Source organism: Klebsiella sp. 28 (assembly GCF_018223905.1).
Taxonomy (GTDB): Bacteria; Pseudomonadota; Gammaproteobacteria; order Enterobacterales; family Enterobacteriaceae; genus Klebsiella; species Klebsiella pneumoniae.
The window spans coordinates 1-21,042 of sequence record NZ_JAGRQY010000002.1 but is presented as its reverse complement, the minus strand read 5'-3'; the positions used below and the strand labels follow the sequence as shown (position 1 = coordinate 21,042).

Sequence of the window (21,042 nt, the reverse complement as noted above, 5' to 3'; positions counted from 1 at the left end):
GCAATGCGTAAGCAATGGCTGGGGATCTGCATAGCAGCGGGGCTGCTGGCGGCATGTTCGAGTGATGACGTGCAACAAAAAACGGTCAGTACTCCACAGCCGGCCGTCTGTAATGGCCCGACGGTTGAGATCAGCGGCGCCGATCCGCAATATGAAACGCCAAACGCCACGGCGAATCAGGATTATGAGCGCGACGGTAAAAGCTACAAAATCGTTCAGGATCCGGCCAACTTTACTCAGGCCGGTTTCGCGGCGATCTATGACGCAGAACCCAACAGCAACCTGACCGCCAGCGGCGAAGCCTTCGATCCGACTCAGTTGACCGCAGCGCACCCGACGCTGCCGATCCCGAGCTACGCGCGGATCACTAACCTTGCCAACGGACGGATGATCGTCGTGCGGATTAACGATCGCGGTCCCTATGGCAACGATCGGGTCATCTCGCTTTCCCGCGCATCCGCTGACCGCCTGAACACCTCCAACAACACCAAAGTGCGCATCGACCCCATCATCGTCGCGCCTGACGGTTCGCTTTCCGGCCCGGGGATGGCCTGTACCACCGTCGCCAAACAGACTTACGCCCTGCCCGCCCGTCCGAATCTGGACGGTGGGGACGCCGCTGGCATGAGCCAACCCGCACCCACTGACGTTCGCCCGATCAGCAACAGCACGCTGACGCCGGCAGACAGCGTGGGCGCGCCGGTGAACAGCGGCGGTTTCCTCGGCGCGCCGACGCCCCTGAACAACGGCGTGCTGGAGAGTAGCGAACCAGCGGCAGCCGCCGCGACGGCTCCTGCCGCCGGCGCCACGCCAACAGCGCCAGTGACCGCGCCTGGCTCCATTCAGGGTAATGTGGCGCCCGCTGCGGCCACCGCCGCAGCCGCTGGCGCCGTGGCGGCCTCGTCCTCCGCGACCTCCAGCGCCAGCGGTAATTTTGTTGTCCAGGTGGGCGCAGTAAGCGACCAGACGCGGGCGCAGCAGTATCAGAAGCGCCTGAGCCAGCAGTTTTCTGTGCCAGGCCGGGTCATGCAAAACGGCGCGGTCTGGCGTATTCAGCTGGGTCCCTTTGCTGATAAAGCACAGGCCAGCGCCGTGCAGCAGCGCCTGCAAAGCGAAGCGCAGCTGCAGTCCTTTATTACTCGCGCCAACTAAACGCCGCGGGCCGCCCGTTCACCTCGCGCATGTAAAAGTCATTAACAAACTCATGCGCAATGTCGGATGCTGGCCCGCAGAGCATTTGCTATAGTAAGGCACTTTTTTAACTCCATCACGGATGCCGTTGTTCTGACCATGAAGACCTCTTTCACCGCTCGTTTACTCATTACGGCGCTCTCCGTTGCAGCGCTCTCCTCCGCTGCCCGCGCCGATGACCTGAATATCAAAACGATGATCCCAGGCGCCCCGCAGATTGACGCCGAATCCTGGATCCTTATCGATTACAACTCTGGCAAGGTACTGGCTGAAAACAATGCCGACTCCCGCCGCGACCCGGCCAGTCTGACCAAAATGATGACCAGCTATGTTATCGGTCAGGCGATGAAAGCGGGCAAATTCAAAGAGTCCGATCTGGTCACCGTCGGCAACGATGCCTGGGCCACCGGCAACCCGGTTTTCAAAGGCTCTTCTCTGATGTTCCTCAAGCCGGGCATGCAGGTGCCGGTTTCTCAGCTGATCCGTGGTATTAACCTGCAGTCCGGTAACGATGCCTGCGTGGCGATGGCCGACTACGTCGCCGGCAGCCAGGACGCCTTCGTCAGCCTGATGAACAACTACGTAAACGCTCTGGGCCTGAAAAACACCCATTTCCAGACCGTTCACGGTCTTGATGCTGACGGACAGTACAGCTCCGCGCGCGACATGGCGCTGATTGGCCAGGCGCTGATCCGCGACGTACCGAACGAGTACTCCATCTATCGTGAGAAAGAGTTCACCTTCAACGGCATCCGCCAGCTGAACCGTAACGGCCTGCTGTGGGATAACAGCCTGAACGTCGACGGCATCAAAACCGGCCATACCGACAAAGCGGGTTACAACCTCGTCGCTTCCGCCACCGAAGGCCAGATGCGCCTGATCTCCGCGGTAATGGGCGGCCGGACGTTCAAAGGCCGTGAGTCAGAAAGCAAAAAACTGCTTACCTGGGGCTTCCGCTTCTTCGAAACCGTCAACCCGATTAAAGCTGGCAAAGAGTTTGCCTCTGAACCGGCCTGGTTCGGCGACAGCGATCGCGCTTCGCTGGGGGTGGATAAAGACGTCTACCTGACCATTCCGCGCGGCCGAATGAAAGATCTGAAAGCCAGCTACGTGCTGAATAACACTGAGCTGCACGCCCCGCTGCAGAAAAACCAGGTTGTCGGCACCATTAACTTCCAGTTGGATGGTAAAACCATCGACCAGCGTCCGCTGGTGGTCCTGCAGGAAATTCCGGAAGGTAATTTCTTCGGCAAAATTATTGATTACATTAAATTAATGTTCCACCACTGGTTTGGTTAAAAATCGAACACTTGAAAGTGTGATTTCCATCCCCATATACTATTCATCCAAGTAACCTGATAACTCCCGCCCTTGGTGGGAGTTATTATTTTGTCGTAACACCGGAGCTGACATGAAAACCAAACTTAACGAACTGCTTGAATTCCCTACGCCATTTACTTACAAAGTAATGGGGCAGGCGTTGCCGGAGCTGGTTGATCAGGTGGTGGAAGTGGTACAGCGCCATGCGCCTGGTGATTACTCGCCGTCAGTAAAACCGAGCAGCAAAGGTAACTACCACTCGGTCTCCATCACCATCAACGCCACCCACATTGAACAAGTGGAAACGCTGTACGAAGAGTTAGGCAATATCGATATCGTTCGGATGGTGCTGTAACCTTTTCCCTGACCCGGCCGCCGTGCCGGGTCTTCTCATTCCCTTCTGCACGGCTGTGATATACTCCCCAACCTGAATTCTCTCTTCCCGGCGGAGATGTTGTTTTGCAGCACAATAAAATTCTTATCCGGCAGCTAGGCCTGCAACCTTACGAACCCGTCTCGCAGGCGATGCATGAATTTACCGACGCCCGTGATGAAGATACCCTCGACGAGATCTGGCTGGTGGAACATCACCCCGTATTCACCCAGGGTCAGGCCGGCAAAGCGGAACACGTGCTGGTGCCCGGCGATATTCCGGTGATCCAGAGCGATCGCGGCGGCCAGGTCACCTATCACGGTCCGGGACAGCAGGTGATGTACGTCCTGTTGGACCTCAAGCGCCGTAAACTGGGCGTGCGGGAGCTGGTGACGCTACTGGAGCAAACGGTCGTCAATACCCTGGCTGAATATAGTATCGAGTCGCACCCCCGCGCCGACGCCCCTGGCGTCTATGTCGGCGAACGCAAAATCTGCTCTCTGGGATTGCGGATCCGTAAAGGTTGTTCTTTCCACGGTCTGGCGCTTAATATCGCCATGGATCTCACACCGTTTTTGCGTATCAACCCCTGCGGCTATGCCGGTATGGAGATGACGCAAATGCGCCAGTGGCAGCCGGCAGCCTCCCCGGAGACGGTCGCTCCGCGACTGGTCGCCAATCTGCTGGCGCTGCTAAATCATCCACCACACGAATATCTTCCCCGGGATTAAGCGGCAGGCCAACGTCCCGCTGTCAGCGGGGCGCTAAACGAGTAACACGTTATTTTTGCAATCAATTGTCACGCACGGCAACGCGGTGGGCCGCTATACTTGGCCTATCATTCCCAACCGGACTCATCGCGTGCCAGAGAATACGCCTCCGTCAGAATCTCCTGACAGACAGGATGAACGTTACGATCGTCAAATGTTTCGCATCCTGCGTAATATTGACCTCAATCTGTTGACGATCTTTGAAGCGGTATACGTACATAAAGGTATCGTCAACGCCGCGAAGATACTCAATATCACACCCTCGGCGATTAGCCAGTCAATTAACAAACTGCGGGCGTTGTTCCCCGATCCGCTATTTATCCGCAAAGGACAGGGCGTCACCCCCACCGCCTATGCCACCCATCTTCATCAATACATCAGCCGCGGCATGGAAGCTTTCCTCAGCGCGCTGGATATCACCGGTAGCCCGCACCAGCAGCGGGTGATCACTATCGCCACTACGCCAGCGATGGGAGCGCTGCTGATGCCTGGCCTGGCCAGCGCGCTGAAGCCGACCTTTCCGCAGATCCTGTTGCACAATATCGCCATCGTCGACGCCGCGCGGCAGCTTGACCAGCGCCAGGTGGATCTGCTCATTGATACCCACCTGCACAGCGGCCAGGCGATAAGCCATCATGTGCTGTATCAGGATCGGGTACAGATGTACTGCCGCGCAGGGCATCCCGCGCTGGACGGTCCGCAGGATGAAACGACCCTCGCGGAGTACGAATTTGCGCTGCTGCTGCCGGAAGGCCAGCGCTACCCCACCCTCCATCGCCGACTACAGGAAGAGATGGGCGAGCGCCGCTGCGGCTTTAGCACCTTTAACCTGATGACCCAGGCGGCGATGATCGCCGGGAGCGATATGCTAGGTCTGACCACCGAACGCCTGTTCGCCATGGTGTCCCGTCTCTGGCCGCTGCAGACCCTGGATTTCCCTTCCCTCGGTGGAGAGCAGATTGACGTTGCGCTGCACTTTAATAAGCTGAGCGGGAAAGAGCCATTGCTGAAAGAGATCATCGAGACGGTGATCCGCTCGTTTAAGGCGTAGCGCACGGAAGGGAAAAGGATAAAACAACAACTATTTTACAATTTGCCGGGCAGGCAGGCTGCTTTCTGCCCCTTTTCAATGGTATACTGCCTGCTCTTGATTCAAAAATAGTTGATAATTGCAACATTTCATTGAATTAATTCGCTTTCCTTCGTGACTCGCAACTGGAACACGCACGCTATGAGTAAACCCATTGTGATGGAACGCGGTGTTAAGTACCGCGACGCCGATAAAATGGCCCTTATCCCGGTGAAAAACGTGGCAACTGAGCGTGAAGCTCTGCTCAGAAAACCGGAATGGATGAAAATCAAACTTCCGGCAGACTCGTCCCGTATCCAGGGAATCAAAGCAGCGATGCGTAAGAACGGCCTGCACTCTGTGTGCGAAGAGGCCTCCTGCCCGAACCTTGCAGAATGCTTCAACCACGGTACCGCGACCTTTATGATCCTCGGCGCGATCTGTACCCGCCGTTGCCCGTTCTGCGACGTCGCGCATGGACGCCCGGTCGCGCCAGATGCAAACGAGCCACAAAAGCTGGCGCAAACTATCGCCGATATGGGTCTGCGCTATGTCGTAGTCACCTCGGTAGACCGTGACGACCTGCGTGATGGCGGCGCACAGCATTTTGCCGACTGCATCAGCGCCATTCGCGAGAAAAACCCGTCGATTAAGATCGAAACGCTGGTTCCGGATTTCCGCGGCCGCATGGATCGCGCACTTGATATTCTGACGGTGACCCCGCCGGATGTCTTCAACCATAACCTCGAAAACGTGCCCCGTCTTTATCGTCAGGTACGTCCGGGCGCGGATTACAACTGGTCGCTGAAGCTGCTGGAGCGTTTTAAAGAAGCGCACCCGGAGATCCCGACGAAATCCGGCCTGATGGTAGGTCTGGGCGAAACCAACGACGAGATCATCGAAGTGATGCGCGACCTGCGTCGCCATGGCGTCACCATGCTGACGTTAGGCCAGTATCTGCAGCCGAGCCGTCACCACCTGCCGGTGCAGCGCTACGTCAGCCCGGAAGAGTTTGAAGAGATGAAAGCGGAAGCGATGGCGATGGGCTTCACCCACGCCGCCTGCGGTCCCTTCGTCCGCTCTTCCTATCATGCCGACCTGCAGGCTAAAGGGATGGAAGTTAAATAACCCACCACTTCCGCCGCTGCGCGCCTTTTCGGCGCAGCGGCTCTCTCCGCTTCATCCGTTTCGCCTGTCCGTAACAGTTAGTTGCATCTTTTCTCCGCGGCGTCGACAAAAACGACAAAGGCCGCAACGATAAACGTCGCGGCCTCTTCGCCGTACCGCCAGCATCCCGTCAGGAGACGCAGCCGGAGAATTACTCTTTATGAGAGAGCTTCTGCGCCGGCGCTTCTTCTTCTGCGGTGGTTTTCTTCGCGCTATCGTCATCTTCGTTCATGGCTTTTTTAAAGCCCTTGATAGCCGACCCCAGGTCGCCGCCCAGCGTACGTAATTTCTTGGTACCAAACACTAAGATAATCAGTGCTGCGACTACCAGCAGTTTGGTAATACTAATCTCACCCATAGCTAACCTTCTTCTCTATACAAGCTGCGAATACGCCATCATACACGCATTTATCCGTCCTATTGTAATCCACCTGTGCGTGGGCTGCGTGTTTCGGCCCATAGCCTCCCCTCCGGGAGTGAGCGCTGAGATGTCCATCCTGACGTGCACAGCGAATTATTGGGATAAACAATACGGGTATTTGACGCGCGGACACAATAGCAATCTGTAACAAGGTGAATCAAGCCTTGTTTAAAAAAACGTCATAATAATTGCGGTGGCGCAAATCGTCGGTTCCGTAGCACTGGCAAACGCTCGCGAACGCGCGCAAGGTCATCCGCTGAGAGATCGGCAAAGATCAGCTGCGGCTCGCTCCCGGCCCCCGCCAGAGTGGTCCCCAGCGGATCGACGATGCGGCTCAGCCCGATATTGCGCGTTCCGCATTCGCCTGCCGCCACGATATAGCAGGTAGTATCGAGAGCGCGTGCCGCCAGCAGCGTCGCCCAGTGATGCTCTTTCTGCGGCCCTTTCACCCATGCAGCGGGCAGCACCAGCAGCTGTGCCCCATTCAGGGCCAACGAAAGCGCCAGTTCCGGAAAGCGAAGATCGTAGCAGGTCATCAGGCCAACGCGTAATCCCGCCACCTCAATCACCGGCGGGATCTGCTGACCGGGATCCACCCGCCGGGACTCCTGCATCGCGAAGGCGTCATATAGATGAAGTTTATGATAATGGGCGATCACTGCGCCTTCCCGCAATACCACCAACGTGTTGGTCGCTCTCCCCTCCCCTGACGGCACATGGAGCGTCAGGACCGTGGTCAGGCTATTACGCCTGCTCTCGGCCAACAGCGGCTGCAAAAATGCGCCATCCAGCGGCTGGGCCGATTTAACTGACAGATCCGGGTCGTTGTCATCCCGCGCCAGCAACGCCTCCGGCAGCACCAGCAGCGCCGCCCCTTCTCGCTCCGCCTGCTGCATCATCGCCACACAGGTTTGCGCATTCGTCCGCCATACTGGCGTGACGGCAAATTGTCCTGCCGCTACCCGCATGTTCTTCTCCCGTCAGGTTATGGATAGCCAATCGCGCCCGATGCGCGCTACACTTGACACTCTCTTACATCAAATAGCAGGAAACGACCGTGTTTCAACTTCTTTGCGCCGTTTTTATTGGCGGCGGCACCGGCAGCGTATTGCGCTGGTGGCTCGGCATGAAGCTCAATCCTGTGCACCATGCTATCCCGATTGGGACTCTAACGGCCAACCTGTTAGGCGCCTTTGTGATTGGCGCCGGGCTGGCGTGGTTTAATCGTCTGACCGGTATTGACCCGATGTGGAAACTGCTGATTACCACCGGTTTCTGCGGCGGCCTGACCACGTTCTCCACCTTTTCTGCGGAAGTGGTGTTTCTCCTGCAGCAGGGCCGGGTAAGCTGGGCGCTGCTCAACGTCGCGGTGAATTTGCTGGGTTCGTTTGCGATGACGGCGCTCGCCTTCTGGCTTTTCTCGCAGGCGGCCAGCCGCTAAAAGCGAAGGAGACAGGCAAAAAAAAACCCGCTTATTAGCGGGTTTTTATATTCTACTGACGCGTTGCTTACAGAGCGATGACGTTTGCAGCAGAAGGGCCTTTGGCACCGTTAGTGATTTCGAACTCTACGCGCTGACCTTCAGCCAGAGTTTTGAAACCGTTGGACTGGATTGCAGAGAAGTGTACGAATACATCTTTGCTGCCATCTTCCGGAGTAATGAAACCGAATCCTTTGGACTCATTAAACCACTTAACGTTACCTTTAATCTTAGACATCAAAATTACCTTTATATGAAAAATCGACACTAATGCTGTGTCGGGTATCAGTACACCAATTGTGGTACCTTTTGTCCAGTGCAACTTTGCTAAAAAGTGATAAAAGTCGCTATCTTTTTTAGTGGGTAACGCTTTAGTCCTTGTTTTTGCACAAGACCTTCCGCTTATCTCATTTATTGCTAAGACTTAGCGAATTAAAACTGGATGCGCGCCCAGGCGAAGTAAACGTTACCGTTATTGTAGGTGCCGGGAATATAGGTCATCTGGAAAGTTGCCGGACCGTAACCTATTGACGCCAATGGCAAGATCACCGGGATCGGGATGTAGTTCCAGTTATCGCGCGCCGTGACGCCGAGGGTATAGCCAAGGCCGAGGTGGAAATTCTGGTCCGTCAGCGGGCGCCAGGTTTTCTCCCAGCCGTAGCCGCCGATGGGCTCCCACTTATTAAAAGAGTCTTTAAACGCCATCAGGTACAGGCCATGCCAGTTCCCTTTCTCATCCCAGCGCGAGACGCCGAAACCTGCCCCCCACGGACGTTCGTTATACTTATCGGTTTTTTCCTTGTCATAGGCAAAGCGCGCATGCCAGGTGATGGCTGGAACGTACAAATCATAGTGCTCCGGCTCATTCCAGGTCTGCGCTACGTTATTACTTAAGGTATGGTAACCTTCGCTAAGGGTCGATGAAAACGACGCGCTGGCGTTTCCGGACACCAATAACCATCCTAAAAAACCAAGAGAAAACAATGAAAAACGACGTAACATCAACACTTTTCTATTACCACTTTGATTTAAAAGCCACCTAAAATAGCAAAGATAATCTCAATACAGGTTGAACGAAATAAGGCAAACTCCTGATTTTCGCCCGCTGTCCATCAGAACGGCTTAACTATCCATCTGGTGATTATATCCAGGCGTGACGGGGGACGTGTAGTTCTTATCGCTTTATTGATTTGCATCAGCGAGTTTTGTCCGTTTTTTCGGCACATTCGCACATTAAAATTTGGTGTGGTGCTTTTTATCTACATATTCTTTGGGTTTAGGGGTAATAAATGCTGACGTTTATTGAGATCCTGATAGGGATCGTGGTCATTGTGGGCGTAGCCCGCTATATCATTAAAGGCTACTCGGCCACCGGGGTGCTGTTCGTCGGAGGCTTAATCTTACTGATCGTCAGCGCCCTGCTGGGACATAAAGTGTTACCGGGTAATACCGCGAGCACCGGCTATTCCGCTACCGATATTATTGAATACATTAAGATTCTACTCATGAGCCGCGGCGGCGATTTGGGTATGATGATCATGATGCTATGCGGCTTCGCCACCTATATGACCCATATTGGCGCTAATGATATGGTGGTCAAATTAGCGTCGAAGCCGTTGCGCTATATTAATTCGCCCTATCTGCTGATGATTGCCGCCTATTTTGTCGCCTGCCTGATGTCGCTGGCCGTCTCCTCCGCGACCGGCCTTGGCGTACTGCTGATGGCGACGCTGTTCCCGGTAATGGTGAATGTCGGTATCAGCCGCGGGGCCGCCGCCGCCATCTGCGCCTCACCGGCGGCGATTATCCTCTCGCCAACCTCGGGTGACGTCGTCCTGGCTGCCAAAGCCGCTGAAATGCCGCTGATCGACTTTGCTTTTAAAACCACGCTGCCGATCTCCATCGCGGCTATTATCTGCATGGCGATCGCCCACTTTTTCTGGCAGCGCTATCTGGATAAAAAAGAGCACATTTCTCACGAGATGCTCGATGTCAACGACATCACCACCACCGCCCCGGCGCTGTATGCCATTCTGCCGTTTACCCCGATCATCGGCGTGCTGATCTTTGAGGGTAAATGGGGGCCGGAGCTGCACATTATCACCATCCTCGTTGGCTGCATACTGCTGGCGGCGATCCTCGAGTTCCTGCGCGGTTTCAACACCAAAAACGTCTTTAGCGGGCTGGAAGTCGCCTACCGTGGAATGGCCGACGCCTTCGCCGGCGTAGTGATGCTGTTGGTTGCCGCCGGCGTCTTTGCCCAGGGGTTAAGCACTATCGGCTTTATCAACGGTCTGATCTCAATCGCCACCTCCTTCGGCTCGGCCAGTATTATTCTGATGCTGGTGCTGGTGATCCTGACCATGCTGGCGGCGATGACCACCGGTTCCGGTAATGCCCCGTTCTACGCCTTCGTTGAGATGATCCCCAAGCTGGCGCACTCCTCCGGCATCAATCCGGCCTACCTGTCGATTCCGATGCTGCAGGCTTCTAACCTCGGCCGCACGATATCGCCCGTCTCCGGGGTGGTGGTCGCCGTTGCCGGGATGGCGAAGATTTCCCCATTCGAAGTGGTCAAGCGCACCTCAGTGCCGGTGCTCGTTGGCCTGCTGGTGGTGATCGTTGCTACTGAAATCCTGGTGCCCGGCAGCGCGCTCCACTAATGGTCTAACCACGCGAAAAGGCGCCAGCGGGCGCCTTTTTTATGCTTTAATAACTCCCCGTTATCTTTTGCCATCCATAATCAGGAATAAAAATGTTCAGGAAGGATTTCGCCGCGATTGCCCTTGTGCTTACCGCCACTCAGGCCGGTGCTGAACCGCTCACCGCGACGCGATACGCTGATTTTGACCGCTACGTCCTTGCCCTCTCCTGGCAAACCGGATTCTGTCAGAGCATGTATGACCGCAATCGCAACGAACCGGAAGAGTGTCGCCTGCAGCAGGACACCGCGAATAAAGCCGACTTTCTGACCGTGCATGGCCTGTGGCCCGGGCTGCCAAAGTCCATTGCCACGCGCGGAGTGGATGAACGTCGCTGGATGCGCTACGGCTGCGCCACGCGTCCGGTGCCCAACATGCCGGAGGTAAAAGCGAACCGCAAATGCCAGGCGGCGGAGACCGGACTGTCGTTGGAGATGGCCAATAAACTTAATAATGTGATGCCGGGATCGGGCGGCACCTCCTGTCTGGAACGCTACGAATATGCCAAACATGGCGTCTGCTTCGGCTTCGATCCCGACAGCTACTTTGGCGCCATGGTGCGACTAAACGGTGAAATTAAGCGCAGCCCGGTGGGGGATTTTCTCGCGAAGCACTATGGCCAAACGGTCAGCCGCGCCGACTTCGACGCCGCCGTGGCCCGCGCCTGGGGTCCGCAGAGCGTGAAGGCGTTTAAGCTAACCTGCAACGGTAATCCGGCCTATCTGACGGAGATGCAAATCTCGCTCAACGCCGCGACCATCAACGCCCCGCTGGCCACTTCCGCTTTTCTGCCCCAGCCTCACCCGGGTAACTGCGGCGCACAGTTTATCCTCGATAAGGTTGGCCACTAGCGCAAAGCGGGATGCTGATTGGAAAACACCGTCCGCCGGATGGTGTTGCACGCTGAATGTGCGTTTCATCACTTCAAACTGCCGGCAACTCTCAGTATGATGGTAGGACCTTAACCCTTGCCCCTTTCGGCGAGGGTTTTCTTTTACGGACAGGTTCCTGGATAACATGGAGTATGCAATGACCAGACCCGCAATCATCATTAATGAACTGGATGCCGAACGTATCGACAGGCTGCTGGAGCAGCCGGCTTTCGCCAACTCACCGGTTGCCGATGCCCTGAATGAGGAACTCGACCGCGCGCAAATGCTGGCCCCGGAAGCGATGCCGCATGATGTCGTCACCATGAATAGCAGGGTAAAATTCCGCGATTTAACCAGCGGCGAAGAGCGCGTGCGGACGCTGGTGTTTCCGTCACAGGTGACCGACAGCGCCAGCCAGCTCTCCGTCCTCGCGCCGGTGGGCGCCGCGCTGCTGGGCCTGAAAGTCGGCAGCACCATTCACTGGGAGCTGCCGGGCGGCGCATCGACGCACCTGGAAGTGCTGGAGCTATTGTACCAGCCGGAAGCCGCTGGCGAATTCCACCGCTAATCCCGCTGCCTGAGGCGTTTCGCGCTTTATTCAGAGGATGTCCGCACATCCTCTTTCTGCTGTTTTCCCGCCGCTTACCCTTTTTTACGCTTTGCGCCTGCCTGGCTGACAGTTTTGCGACCTGAATGACACAATATCCGCATATAATATGTTGATATAGACGCAAACGAACAAGGAGGATTGCATATGTATAAGACTATCATTATGCCGGTTGATGTCTTTGAGATGGCGCTGAGCGATAAAGCCGTCCGGCACGCGGAGTTTCTGGCCCAGCAGGACGGAGTGATCCATCTGCTCCACGTCTTACCGGGTTCCGCGAGCTTTACCATGAGCCGTTTTACCGCCGACCTGCGGCGGTTTGAGGAACATCTGCAGCATGAGGCGGAGACTCGCCTGCAGACGATGGTCAGCCACTTCAGCATTGACCCGTCTCGTATCAAGCTACATGTCCGTTTTGGCAGCGTGCGCGATATGGTCAACGAGCTGGCCAGCGAAATTAACGCCGACGTGGTAGTTATTGGCTCACGCAATCCCTCCATCAGTACCCACCTGCTCGGCTCCAATGCCTCGAGCGTGATCCGCCATGCCCATATCCCGGTAATGGTCGTCAGGTAAGAATGACGAAAAGAGTATAAAAAAAGAGGCTACCCCTGGGTAGCCTCTTTGTTATGCAGGTCTATTGTCTGACTTGTTATGCGGTTTTCGTGCGGATCAGGTAGTCGAAAGCGCTCAGCGACGCTTTTGCCCCTTCCCCTGCCGCGATAATAATCTGTTTGTACGGCACGGTGGTGCAATCGCCCGCGGCGAACACGCCTTTGACGTTGGTTTCGCACTTCGCATCGATGATGATCTCGCCCATGCGGTTGCGCTCAACGGCGCCTTCCAGCCAGGTGGTGTTAGGCAGCAGGCCAATCTGGACGAAGATCCCCGCCAGCGCGACATGATGCTCATCGCCGCTCACCCGGTCACGATACTGCAGACCGGTGACTTTGCTGCCATCGCCTTTCACTTCCGTGGTCTGCGCATTAAGAATGATGTCGACATTCTTCAGGCTGCGGACTTTATCCTGCAACACCTGGTCGGCTTTCATCTCTGGGGCAAACTCCAGCAGGGTTACGTGCTCTACGACGCCCGCCAGGTCAATGGCGGCTTCCACGCCGGAGTTCCCGCCGCCGATTACCGCTACGCGTTTGCCCTTAAACAGCGGACCATCGCAGTGAGGGCAGTAGGTCACGCCCTTGGTGCGATACTGATCTTCGCCCGGCACGTTCATATTGCGCCATTTCGCCCCGGTGGCGATGATGACGCTACGCGCCTTGAGCACCGCGCCGGAGGCGGTTTCGATCTGATGCAGGCCGCCCTCTGTCGCCGCCGGCGTCAGTTTGGNNCAGTTTGGTCGCACTCTGGGAGTCGATCACGTCGACGTTATAGTCATTGACGTGCGCTTTCAGCGCGCCTGCCAGCTTCTGGCCTTCGGTTTTCGGCACCGAAATATAGTTTTCGATATCCACGGTATCCAGCACCTGACCGCCGAAGCGTTCGCCCATCAGGCCGGTACGAATCCCTTTACGTGCAGAGTAGACCGCCGCCGCCGCGCCGGACGGGCCGGAGCCAACGATCAGTACATCGTAAGCGTCACGCTGATTCAGCTCTTCCGCTGCGCGTTTTTCCGCACCGGTATCCACTTTGGCGACGATTTCAGTCAGCGTCATCCGTCCCTGACCAAACTCCTGACCGTTCATGAACACCGCTGGCACGCCCATGACGTTACGCTCGGTGATCTCATTCTGGAAGGTCCCGCCGTCAATCGCCGTGTGTTTGATGCGCGGGTTGAGCACCGCCATCAGGTTCAGGGCCTGGACCACGTCCGGGCAGTTATGACAGGAGAGCGAATAGTAGGTTTCGAATTCGAAATCGCCATCAATATCGCGGATCTGCTCCAGCAGCGACTGGGCCTCTTTCGACGGATGACCGCCGGTCCACAGCAGCGCCAGCACCAGCGAGGTAAACTCGTGGCCCAGCGGCGAGCCCGCAAAACGCGGCCCCTGGTCGGAACCTGGGTTAGTAATCAGGAACGAGGGCTTACGTACCGCGAGCGTGTTGTCTTCTTTAAAGGTGACTTTGTCTGACAGTTCAGCGATTTCAGCCAACAGTTCCTTGATTTCTGCCGATTTAGCGCTGTCATCCAGCGTGGCAATCAGCTCAACAGGCTTGGTCAGCTTCTCAAGGTAGGCCTTGAGCTGGGTTTTCATGTTGGTGTCGAGCATTGTTATCTCCTGGGCTTAAAACATCATCATGCAAGCGGCCTCGTCAGGCTGCCTGAATGCGCTTGCATCATGGTGTTGGAATAAAATGGGCGCGAAAGCGCCCATTGATTGCCGGGTGGCACGCCGTTTACCCGGCCTACGATGTTGTAGGCCCGTGCAAGCGTAGCGCCGCCGGGCACAAACAGACTTAAATCTTACCAACCAGATCTAAAGAAGGAGCCAGCGTCGCTTCGCCTTCTTTCCATTTCGCCGGGCAGACTTCGCCTGGGTGAGAAGCAACGTACTGCGCCGCTTTGATTTTACGCAGCAGGTCAGACGCATCACGGCCGATACCTTCAGCGGTAACTTCGATCGCCTGGATGATACCCTGCGGGTCAACGACGAAGGTAGCGCGGTCAGCCAGACCTTCATCTTCACGCATGTTGTCGAAGTTACGGGTCAGGGCGCCAGTCGGGTCGCCGATCATCGCATATTTGATTTTGGCGATGGTTTCAGAGCTGCTGTGCCACGCTTTGTGGGTGAAGTGGGTATCGGTAGACACAGAGTAAACGTCTACGCCCAGCTTCTGCAGTTCTTCGTAATGGTCAGCCACGTCGCCCAGTTCGGTCGGGCAGACGAAGGTGAAGTCAGCCGGATAGAAGAAGAAGACGCTCCAGCGGCCTTCGGTGTCTTTCTCGGTGACTTCGATGAATTCACCATTTTTGAATGCCTGGTTTTTGAACGGTTTGATTTTGGTGTTAATTAAGGACATCTATACTTCCTCCGTGTTTTCGTTGAGGTCTAAGTTAACGAATTTTTCCTGACCCGACCAATGCGTTTACATTATCGAATCAATAAGCGTTATCTAACAACCGGAACAAGACAACTCTGTGAACCTGTCGACGCGTTCAGCGCTAATCGCTGTTTTTCGCATCATTTGCCGCGACAAAAGTAAAAAGGCCACCTTTTCAGGCGGCCCCGTTACCTGAAATACCCGAGGGTAGGTTCAGCGCCAGTCAGACTGGCTATGTGTTGCGCTCTACATTACCTTAATGTAACAGCATCCAGGATTACATCACCCACGCCAGCAAAGGGCAATCCGTCATTCTGCTGATCTTGCCTATGACTGTGATAGGTTCGACAATCGTTTTGCCCTTTCCTGCTGATTTTACAAGGAATACTTATGTTAAAGCGTCTGCTGTTACTCAGCCTTTTGCCGTTATGCAGCCATGCGGAGGAACTCCCCGCTCCGGTAAAAGCGATTGAAAAACAGGGCATTACCATTATAAAGCCCTTTGAGGCGCCGGGGGGAATGAAAGGCTGGCTGGGCAAATACCAGGACATGGGGGTCGCCATCTACCTAACGCCGGATGGTAAACACGCGATCTCCGGCTATATGTATGATGAGAACGGCAGCAACCTCAGCGAGCAGCTGTTTCAGAAAGAACTCTATACCCCGGCGGGACAAGAGATGTGGAAGAAGATGGCCAGCGCACACTGGCTGCAGGATGGTCGCAAGGACGCCCCTATCGTGCTGTATGTCTTTGCCGATCCCTTCTGTCCCTACTGCAAGCAGTTCTGGCAGCAATCCCGCCCCTGGGTAGAGGCCGGTAAAGTGCAGATCCGCACTCTGCTGGTGGGGGTGATTAAGCCGGAGAGCCCGGCCACCGCCGCGGCGATTCTCGCCAGCAGCGATCCGGCGAAAACCTGGCATGATTACGAGCAATCGAATGGGAAAATGGCTCTGACGATCCCGAAAGCAATTCCGCCGGAGAAAATGAAAATGCTCAACGTCAACCAGCAGCTGATGGACGATCTGGGAGCCAACGTGACGCCGGCGATTTATTATATGAATAAAGATAATATGCTGCAGCAGGTGGTCGGCCTACCGGATAAAGAGAAACTGCATATTATGATGGGTGAAAAAGAGTAATTCCATCCCGCAATGGCGCCTGGCGGAAGCGACCGCTGGCGCCACCGTCGACGATAAGATATATTAAGCAGAACTTAACTGTATTTGCCAATAATTAAATTCACACCGCAAATATTAAGCCACAAAACATTATCATTAAGAATATTATAATCCGCACCGGTAATAAACAGGACTGCATTAATGGCAAATCTTTACGATCTGAAAAAGTTCGATTTGAATTTATTGGTTATTTTCGAATGTATCTATCAACATTTGAGTATCAGCAAAGCGGCGGCGATGTTATTTATCACCCCCTCAGCGGTGAGTCAGTCGTTGCAGCGTCTGCGCCAGCAGTTAAACGATCCGCTATTTGTTCGTGTTGGCAAAGGAATGACGCCCACCACCGCCTGCGTCAATCTTCATTATCATCTACAGCAAAATCTGGAGCAACTGGAAAAAACCATCAATCTTAATAATCGCTCAGAACTGCGTAAACGTATTGTGATATATGGCCCCCCGCTGTTCTGTTCAGTCAATAGCCACGTTATGATTAACCAGCTCTGTCATCAGGCGAACTTGCAAATTGAGCACCATAACCTGACCACCACCGAATCGGCTGAGGAGCTGCTGGCGTATCGCCAGGCGGACCTGGTGTTCACCCGCATGCCCATTACCAACCGCGCCACGATCTGTCAGCCCTATCAGACGGTGCAGACGCTGGCGGTTTGCCGGGCGGGCCATCCGCGACGCGAAACGCTTACCTCGGTAGAGTCACTGGCGCAGGAGTTTTTCACTCACTATATTACCAACGATCCCGTTATTCAGCGCGTGCAGCAAAGCAGCATCGCCTGGCTGAATCCGCGCAATATTGCCTTTCGCAGCGACTCTTTTATGACCATTCTTAACATGATTAATAAAACCGACTTAATTGGCTTTTTGCCTTCCTATTTATATGACTTTATCTCACCCACTATGCAGCTTCACGCCATCAACATAGATAATCTTTTTCCGGATATCACGATCTACATTAATTACCACCATGCATCTTCGCAAAATCATTTTTTAACTGAATTAATCACCATATTAATGAATGATCGAGAGGCATCACGGCCCAAATTTAATCACAGCGAATAACGCCCTTCTGTCCCCCCCCTGCCAGAAACAATAATCGACCATTAATTTCCTACCCCTCATCGTTTATACTGAGCTAACGGGAATTTTCTACTATTAAAGGATTAATGGTCATGTCGTTTATTAAATATCCCTTACCGGAATCGGTGCTGCAGGCAACTGAGCAGCGGATCCAGTGGGTCATGGATAATTTTTCGCGCATCTGTGTCTCTTTTTCCGGGGGAAAAGACTCCACCGTTATGCTGCATTTAACCGCCCAGGCGGCGCGGTTACAGGGGAAAAAAATCTGCGTGTTGTTTATTGACTGGGAAGCGCAGTTCTCCTGCACCATCGCCCACTGTGAAAAACTGCGTGCGCTGTATGCGGATGTCATCGAAACCTTTTACTGGGTCGCCCTGCCGCTCACCACCCAAAATGCCCTGACGCAGTATAAGCCGCAATGGCAATGCTGGGAGCCCGGAACCGAGTGGGTACGCCAGCCGCCGCCCTGGGCCATTACCCACCCGGGCTATTTTTCATTTTATCAACCCGGAATGAGCTTTGAAGCCTTCGTCAGCCACTTCGCCGAGTGGTTTTCGCAGCGTCGTCCCGCCGCCGTGCTGGTGGGCATTCGCGCCGACGAATCGCTAAATCGCTTTATGACGATTTCTTCACAGCGTAAACAGCGCTTCGCCGACGATAAACCATGGACCACTTCAGCGCCGGGCGGCCATGCCTGGTACATCTACCCGCTCTATGACTGGAAAACCGCCGATATCTGGACCTGGTTTGCCAAAAGCGGCGAGCCCTATAACCCGTTGTACGATCTGATGTATCAGGCCGGGGTGCCGCTGCGCTATATGCGCATTTGCGAACCGTTTGGTCCCGAGCAGCGCCAGGGGCTGTGGCTGTATCACGTGCTGGAACCTGAGCGCTGGGCCGCGATGTGCCAGCGAGTGAGCGGCGCGCACAGCGGCGGGGTCTATGCCGGGCATGATAACCAGTTCTACGGTCATCGGAAAATCGACAAGCCCGACCACCTGACGTGGAAAAGCTACGCCCTGTTCCTGCTCGACAGCATGCCGGAAACCACCGCCGAGCACTACCGCAATAAAATCGCCGTCTACCTGCGCTGGTACCAGAAAAAAGGTATGGAGGATATTCCGGATACCCAACCTGCGGACATTGGCACCAAAGATATCCCATCCTGGCGGCGAGTCTGCAAAGTACTGCTCAATAACGATTACTGGTGCCGTCAGCTTTCGTTTAGCCCAACCAAAAGCAGCCACTATCAGCGCTACCGTAAACGCATGGAAAAACATCGCCAACAATGGGGGATATTATGCAACAACAACTGACGCAGGCGCTGGAAGCTTACCTGCAAAAGCTGGATGACGAGGCGCGCATTGAGGCTATCAACGCGTTTCGCCAGGTGCTCCACCACTACAGCCCCTTCCGCTCGCAGCCCGTCGATTGCGTGCTGTGGGTCAAACAGGAGCTGGTCGCCCCCAACGATTACAACCCGAATAACGTGGCGCCGCCGGAGAAGCGTCTGCTGCAAACGTCGCTGGAGGCCGACGGCTTTACCCAGCCGGTCGTCGTCATCCAGCAACGCCCACAGGCGTATACGATTGTCGATGGTTTTCACCGCCATGAGCTGGCCTGCAGCAAAGCCGCGCTGAAAAAAACGCTGAAAGGCTATTTGCCGGTGACCTGCCTGACGAGTGAAGCTGCCTCGCGTGACGGGCTGATGGCAGCGACCATACGCCATAACCGGGCGCGCGGTCGCCACCAAATCCACGCCATGTCAGAGATCGTCCGCGAGCTGACCCAGCTCGGCTGGACGCCGCAGAAAATCGGCAAAGAGCTGGGGATGGATGCCGATGAAGTGCTGCGTCTGAAGCAAATTAGCGGCCTGACAGAGATGTTCGCCGGCCGCCAGTTCTCCCAGGCGTGGACGATTAAGTAACTACAGCTGGCACAAACGCGTCGCCGCAGCCAGCAGAGTCGCCGGCTGTTTGGCGAAGCACAAGCGGATCAGCTTGTGCGGGAACGGATCGGCGCAGAAGACGGAGAGCGGGATCGCCGCTACCCCGACTTCGGTCGTCAGCCAGCGGCAGAAGCTGACATCGTCTAGATCGGAGATGGCGCTGTAGTCCGCCAGCAGGAAATAGGTCCCTTCACAGGGCAGGATTTCCAGCCGGCTTGGGCGCAGCGCTTCAATAAACAGATCGCGACGTTCCCGATAAAACGCCGGCAGCTCACAATAATGCTCCCGCGCTTCGCGCAGCATGTCGGCGATCGCCAGCTGCGCCGGGGTATTCACCGAGAAGGTCAGATACTGATGCACCTTGCGCAGTTCGGCGCTGATGGCCGCCGGGGCCACGCAGTAGCCGACCTTCCAGCCGGTCATATGAAAGGTTTTGCCAAACGAAGAGACCGCCACCGCCCGCTCGCGCAGCTGTGGATGCGCCAGTACGCTGGCGTGGCCGCCCTCAGCAAAGCAGATATGCTCATAGACTTCATCGCTCAGGACATAGATCTCGCGTTCGGCGATCGCCTGCCACAGGGCGGCAAAATCCTCGCGCTGCCAGACGGTGGCCGAAGGGTTGTGCGGGGTGTTGAGGATCACCAGCCGGGTTTTCTCGCTCAGGGCGGCGGCAAATTGCCGCCAGTCGACGCGAAAATGCGGCGGCTGCAGCGCAATACGACGTAACTCGCCGCCGGCCAGCGCCACCGCGGGGGCGTAGCTGTCATAGCTGGGATCGAAACAGATCACCTCGTCGCCGCGGCGCACCAGGGCGGTGATCGCCGCATACAGGGCCTCCGTCGCGCCGGCGGTGACCGTGATCTCGCTGTTAACGTCGGGCTGGTAACCATACAGCTCCGCCGTCTTCCCGGCGATCGCCTCGCGCAGCGCCGGCACGCCGGTCATCGGGGCGTACTGATTCGCCCCCTGCGCCACGTGGTACGCCAGACGCTCCTGCAGATAGCGCGGGCCGTCAAAATCGGGAAAGCCCTGGGACAGGTTTATGGCCTGATGCTGCTGGGCCAGGGCGCTCATCTGGGTAAAAATCGTGGTGCCGAGCGCAGGAAGTTTACTCTCTGGAATCAAGGGGTTATTGTTCATTCTTTTTATACCGATTGTAATGCTGTTGTTGAAGCCACTATAACACGATGTTAATATTTGGCAATCAAGACGCTTAGACGTCTAAATGCTAATGTTATTCCACGCTACGCCCACTCTGGAGAAACCATGATCCGCGCCATCGTGACCGACATAGAAGGCACCACCAGCGATATCCGCTTCGTGCATAACGTGCTGTTCCCCTACGCCCGCGAACGACTGGCCGGCTTTGTGACCGCTCAGCAGCACGCTGAACCGGTCAAAACCATTCTCGACAACCTGCGCCGCGAAACAGACGCCCCCGCCGCCAGCACCGCCGACCTTATCACTACCCTCTTCACCTTTATGGATGAAGACCGTAAATCCACGGCGCTGAAGGCGCTGCAGGGGATCATCTGGCGCGACGGCTATCTCAACGGCGACTTTACCGGCCATCTCTACCCGGACGTACTGCCGGCGCTGGAGCAATGGAAAGCGCAGGGTATTGATCTGTATGTATATTCCTCAGGCTCGGTGGCTGCGCAGAAATTGTTATTTGGCTACAGCGATGAAGGTGATATTACTCATCTGTTCACGGGCTATTTCGATACCCTGGTAGGCGCCAAACGTGAGGTGCAGTCCTACCGTAACATTGCTGAACACCTGGGCCATGCCCCTGGCACCATCCTGTTCCTGTCGGATATCCATCAGGAACTTGATGCCGCCGAGGCCGCG

General features: G+C 55.6%; 22 protein-coding genes and 1 pseudogene. 16 read left to right on the top strand and 7 right to left on the bottom strand.

The window, feature by feature from the left end; translation table 11 throughout:
* Positions 1-3: 3 nt before the first annotated feature.
* The 6 genes from rlpA to lipA all read left to right on the top strand — a co-directional run bounded on the left by rlpA (position 4) and on the right by lipA (position 5,851).
* Positions 4-1,152 (top strand): endolytic peptidoglycan transglycosylase RlpA, encoded by a 1,149-nt coding sequence (gene rlpA, locus KHQ28_RS00195; protein WP_004176882.1) that lies wholly within the window; start codon positions 4-6, stop codon positions 1,150-1,152.
* Between the two features lie 138 nt (positions 1,153-1,290).
* Positions 1,291-2,490, top strand: coding sequence for a D-alanyl-D-alanine carboxypeptidase DacA (gene dacA, locus KHQ28_RS00190; protein ID WP_002894539.1), 1,200 nt, complete (start codon positions 1,291-1,293; stop codon positions 2,488-2,490).
* A gap of 112 nt (positions 2,491-2,602) precedes the next feature.
* Positions 2,603-2,866 carry a DUF493 family protein YbeD gene (gene ybeD / locus KHQ28_RS00185; protein ID WP_002894474.1) on the top strand — a complete coding sequence of 88 codons (264 nt, stop codon included), beginning with the start codon at positions 2,603-2,605 and terminating at the stop codon, positions 2,864-2,866.
* Between the two features lie 104 nt (positions 2,867-2,970).
* Positions 2,971-3,615 (top strand): lipoyl(octanoyl) transferase LipB, encoded by a 645-nt coding sequence (lipB, locus tag KHQ28_RS00180; protein WP_002894472.1) that lies wholly within the window; start codon positions 2,971-2,973, stop codon positions 3,613-3,615.
* Between the two features lie 130 nt (positions 3,616-3,745).
* Complete coding sequence (locus KHQ28_RS00175) at positions 3,746-4,705, top strand: YbeF family transcriptional regulator (protein ID WP_020803604.1); 960 nt, start codon at positions 3,746-3,748, stop codon at positions 4,703-4,705.
* A 180-nt stretch (positions 4,706-4,885) separates the two neighbouring features.
* Positions 4,886-5,851: a lipoyl synthase gene (gene lipA / locus KHQ28_RS00170; protein WP_002894467.1), complete on the top strand. Its 966-nt coding sequence runs from the start codon at positions 4,886-4,888 to the stop codon at positions 5,849-5,851.
* Positions 5,852-6,041: 190 nt separating this feature from the next.
* Here lipA and tatE read toward each other — a convergent pair whose 3' ends face one another.
* The gene (gene tatE, locus KHQ28_RS00165; RefSeq protein WP_002894464.1) at positions 6,042-6,248 is read right to left on the bottom strand and encodes a twin-arginine translocase subunit TatE; all 207 of its coding nucleotides are present in this window, start codon (positions 6,246-6,248) and stop codon (positions 6,042-6,044) included.
* 242 nt (positions 6,249-6,490) lie between these two features.
* Positions 6,491-7,279: a deaminated glutathione amidase gene (locus tag KHQ28_RS00160; protein WP_002894461.1), complete on the bottom strand. Its 789-nt coding sequence runs from the start codon at positions 7,277-7,279 to the stop codon at positions 6,491-6,493.
* A gap of 89 nt (positions 7,280-7,368) precedes the next feature.
* Here KHQ28_RS00160 and crcB point away from each other — a divergent pair, with 89 nt between their 5' ends.
* Complete coding sequence (gene crcB / locus KHQ28_RS00155; RefSeq protein ID WP_004223642.1) at positions 7,369-7,752, top strand: fluoride efflux transporter CrcB; 384 nt, start codon at positions 7,369-7,371, stop codon at positions 7,750-7,752.
* A 67-nt stretch (positions 7,753-7,819) separates the two neighbouring features.
* On the opposite strand, the gene cspE is transcribed toward crcB, so the two are convergent.
* Together cspE and pagP are read right to left on the bottom strand one after the other, a co-directional pair.
* Complete coding sequence (gene cspE / locus KHQ28_RS00150) at positions 7,820-8,029, bottom strand: transcription antiterminator/RNA stability regulator CspE (RefSeq protein ID WP_002439184.1); 210 nt, start codon at positions 8,027-8,029, stop codon at positions 7,820-7,822.
* A gap of 194 nt (positions 8,030-8,223) precedes the next feature.
* On the bottom strand, positions 8,224-8,742 hold the full coding sequence (gene pagP / locus KHQ28_RS00145; protein WP_002894414.1) for a lipid IV(A) palmitoyltransferase PagP: 519 nt from the start codon (positions 8,740-8,742) through the stop codon (positions 8,224-8,226).
* Between the two features lie 338 nt (positions 8,743-9,080).
* On the opposite strand from pagP, the gene dcuC reads away from it, so the two are divergent.
* The 4 genes from dcuC to uspG all read left to right on the top strand — a co-directional run bounded on the left by dcuC (position 9,081) and on the right by uspG (position 12,548).
* On the top strand, positions 9,081-10,454 hold the full coding sequence (dcuC, locus tag KHQ28_RS00140; protein ID WP_032419222.1) for an anaerobic C4-dicarboxylate transporter DcuC: 1,374 nt from the start codon (positions 9,081-9,083) through the stop codon (positions 10,452-10,454).
* 92 nt (positions 10,455-10,546) lie between these two features.
* Positions 10,547-11,344, top strand: a complete 798-nt coding sequence (rna, locus tag KHQ28_RS00135; RefSeq protein ID WP_032419224.1) for a ribonuclease I — start codon at positions 10,547-10,549, stop codon at positions 11,342-11,344.
* Between the two features lie 178 nt (positions 11,345-11,522).
* Positions 11,523-11,933 carry a nucleoside diphosphate kinase regulator gene (gene rnk / locus KHQ28_RS00130; RefSeq protein ID WP_002894404.1) on the top strand — a complete coding sequence of 137 codons (411 nt, stop codon included), beginning with the start codon at positions 11,523-11,525 and terminating at the stop codon, positions 11,931-11,933.
* 186 nt (positions 11,934-12,119) lie between these two features.
* Complete coding sequence (uspG, locus tag KHQ28_RS00125; protein WP_002894401.1) at positions 12,120-12,548, top strand: universal stress protein UspG; 429 nt, start codon at positions 12,120-12,122, stop codon at positions 12,546-12,548.
* Positions 12,549-12,624: 76 nt separating this feature from the next.
* Here uspG and ahpF read toward each other — a convergent pair.
* Together ahpF and ahpC are read right to left on the bottom strand one after the other, a co-directional pair.
* Positions 12,625-14,200, bottom strand: a pseudogene (gene ahpF, locus KHQ28_RS00120) (alkyl hydroperoxide reductase subunit F).
* Positions 14,201-14,387: 187 nt separating this feature from the next.
* The gene (gene ahpC / locus KHQ28_RS00115; RefSeq protein WP_002894394.1) at positions 14,388-14,951 is read right to left on the bottom strand and encodes an alkyl hydroperoxide reductase subunit C; all 564 of its coding nucleotides are present in this window, start codon (positions 14,949-14,951) and stop codon (positions 14,388-14,390) included.
* A 411-nt stretch (positions 14,952-15,362) separates the two neighbouring features.
* Here ahpC and dsbG point away from each other — a divergent pair, with 411 nt between their 5' ends.
* The 4 genes from dsbG to KHQ28_RS00095 all read left to right on the top strand — a co-directional run bounded on the left by dsbG (position 15,363) and on the right by KHQ28_RS00095 (position 19,170).
* Complete coding sequence (gene dsbG, locus KHQ28_RS00110) at positions 15,363-16,112, top strand: thiol:disulfide interchange protein DsbG (RefSeq protein WP_002894375.1); 750 nt, start codon at positions 15,363-15,365, stop codon at positions 16,110-16,112.
* Between the two features lie 180 nt (positions 16,113-16,292).
* Complete coding sequence (locus KHQ28_RS00105) at positions 16,293-17,225, top strand: LysR family transcriptional regulator (RefSeq protein ID WP_002894372.1); 933 nt, start codon at positions 16,293-16,295, stop codon at positions 17,223-17,225.
* 110 nt (positions 17,226-17,335) lie between these two features.
* On the top strand, positions 17,336-18,559 hold the full coding sequence (locus KHQ28_RS00100; RefSeq protein WP_002894369.1) for a phosphoadenosine phosphosulfate reductase: 1,224 nt from the start codon (positions 17,336-17,338) through the stop codon (positions 18,557-18,559).
* Positions 18,544-19,170 carry a ParB/RepB/Spo0J family partition protein gene (locus KHQ28_RS00095; RefSeq protein ID WP_004151651.1) on the top strand — a complete coding sequence of 209 codons (627 nt, stop codon included), beginning with the start codon at positions 18,544-18,546 and terminating at the stop codon, positions 19,168-19,170. Before KHQ28_RS00100 ends, KHQ28_RS00095 begins: the two co-directional genes overlap by 16 nt.
* Here KHQ28_RS00095 and KHQ28_RS00090 read toward each other — a convergent pair whose 3' ends face one another.
* Complete coding sequence (locus KHQ28_RS00090) at positions 19,171-20,316, bottom strand: pyridoxal phosphate-dependent aminotransferase (protein ID WP_072198273.1); 1,146 nt, start codon at positions 20,314-20,316, stop codon at positions 19,171-19,173.
* A 141-nt stretch (positions 20,317-20,457) separates the two neighbouring features.
* Here KHQ28_RS00090 and mtnC point away from each other — a divergent pair.
* Positions 20,458-21,042, top strand: a 585-nt coding sequence (gene mtnC / locus KHQ28_RS00085) for an acireductone synthase (RefSeq protein ID WP_211777544.1), incomplete at its 3' end; no start/stop codon positions are given.

Bases quoted from the DNA above. Each gene is read 5' to 3' on its own strand.
- KHQ28_RS00160 (WP_002894461.1), bottom strand. From the start codon at position 7,279: ATGCGGGTAGCGGCAGGACAATTTGCCGTCACGCCAGTATGGCGGACG.
- dacA (WP_002894539.1), top strand. From the start codon at position 1,291: ATGAAGACCTCTTTCACCGCTCGTTTACTCATTACGGCGCTCTCCGTT.
- cspE (WP_002439184.1), bottom strand. From the start codon at position 8,029: ATGTCTAAGATTAAAGGTAACGTTAAGTGGTTTAATGAGTCCAAAGGA.
- lipA (WP_002894467.1), top strand. From the start codon at position 4,886: ATGAGTAAACCCATTGTGATGGAACGCGGTGTTAAGTACCGCGACGCC.
- KHQ28_RS00095 (WP_004151651.1), top strand. From the start codon at position 18,544: ATGCAACAACAACTGACGCAGGCGCTGGAAGCTTACCTGCAAAAGCTG.
- tatE (WP_002894464.1), bottom strand. From the start codon at position 6,248: ATGGGTGAGATTAGTATTACCAAACTGCTGGTAGTCGCAGCACTGATT.
- KHQ28_RS00100 (WP_002894369.1), top strand. From the start codon at position 17,336: ATGTCGTTTATTAAATATCCCTTACCGGAATCGGTGCTGCAGGCAACT.
- rna (WP_032419224.1), top strand. From the start codon at position 10,547: ATGTTCAGGAAGGATTTCGCCGCGATTGCCCTTGTGCTTACCGCCACT.
- rlpA (WP_004176882.1), top strand. From the start codon at position 4: ATGCGTAAGCAATGGCTGGGGATCTGCATAGCAGCGGGGCTGCTGGCG.
- rnk (WP_002894404.1), top strand. From the start codon at position 11,523: ATGACCAGACCCGCAATCATCATTAATGAACTGGATGCCGAACGTATC.
- dsbG (WP_002894375.1), top strand. From the start codon at position 15,363: ATGTTAAAGCGTCTGCTGTTACTCAGCCTTTTGCCGTTATGCAGCCAT.
- KHQ28_RS00105 (WP_002894372.1), top strand. From the start codon at position 16,293: ATGGCAAATCTTTACGATCTGAAAAAGTTCGATTTGAATTTATTGGTT.
- dcuC (WP_032419222.1), top strand. From the start codon at position 9,081: ATGCTGACGTTTATTGAGATCCTGATAGGGATCGTGGTCATTGTGGGC.
- uspG (WP_002894401.1), top strand. From the start codon at position 12,120: ATGTATAAGACTATCATTATGCCGGTTGATGTCTTTGAGATGGCGCTG.
- ahpC (WP_002894394.1), bottom strand. From the start codon at position 14,951: ATGTCCTTAATTAACACCAAAATCAAACCGTTCAAAAACCAGGCATTC.
- ybeD (WP_002894474.1), top strand. From the start codon at position 2,603: ATGAAAACCAAACTTAACGAACTGCTTGAATTCCCTACGCCATTTACT.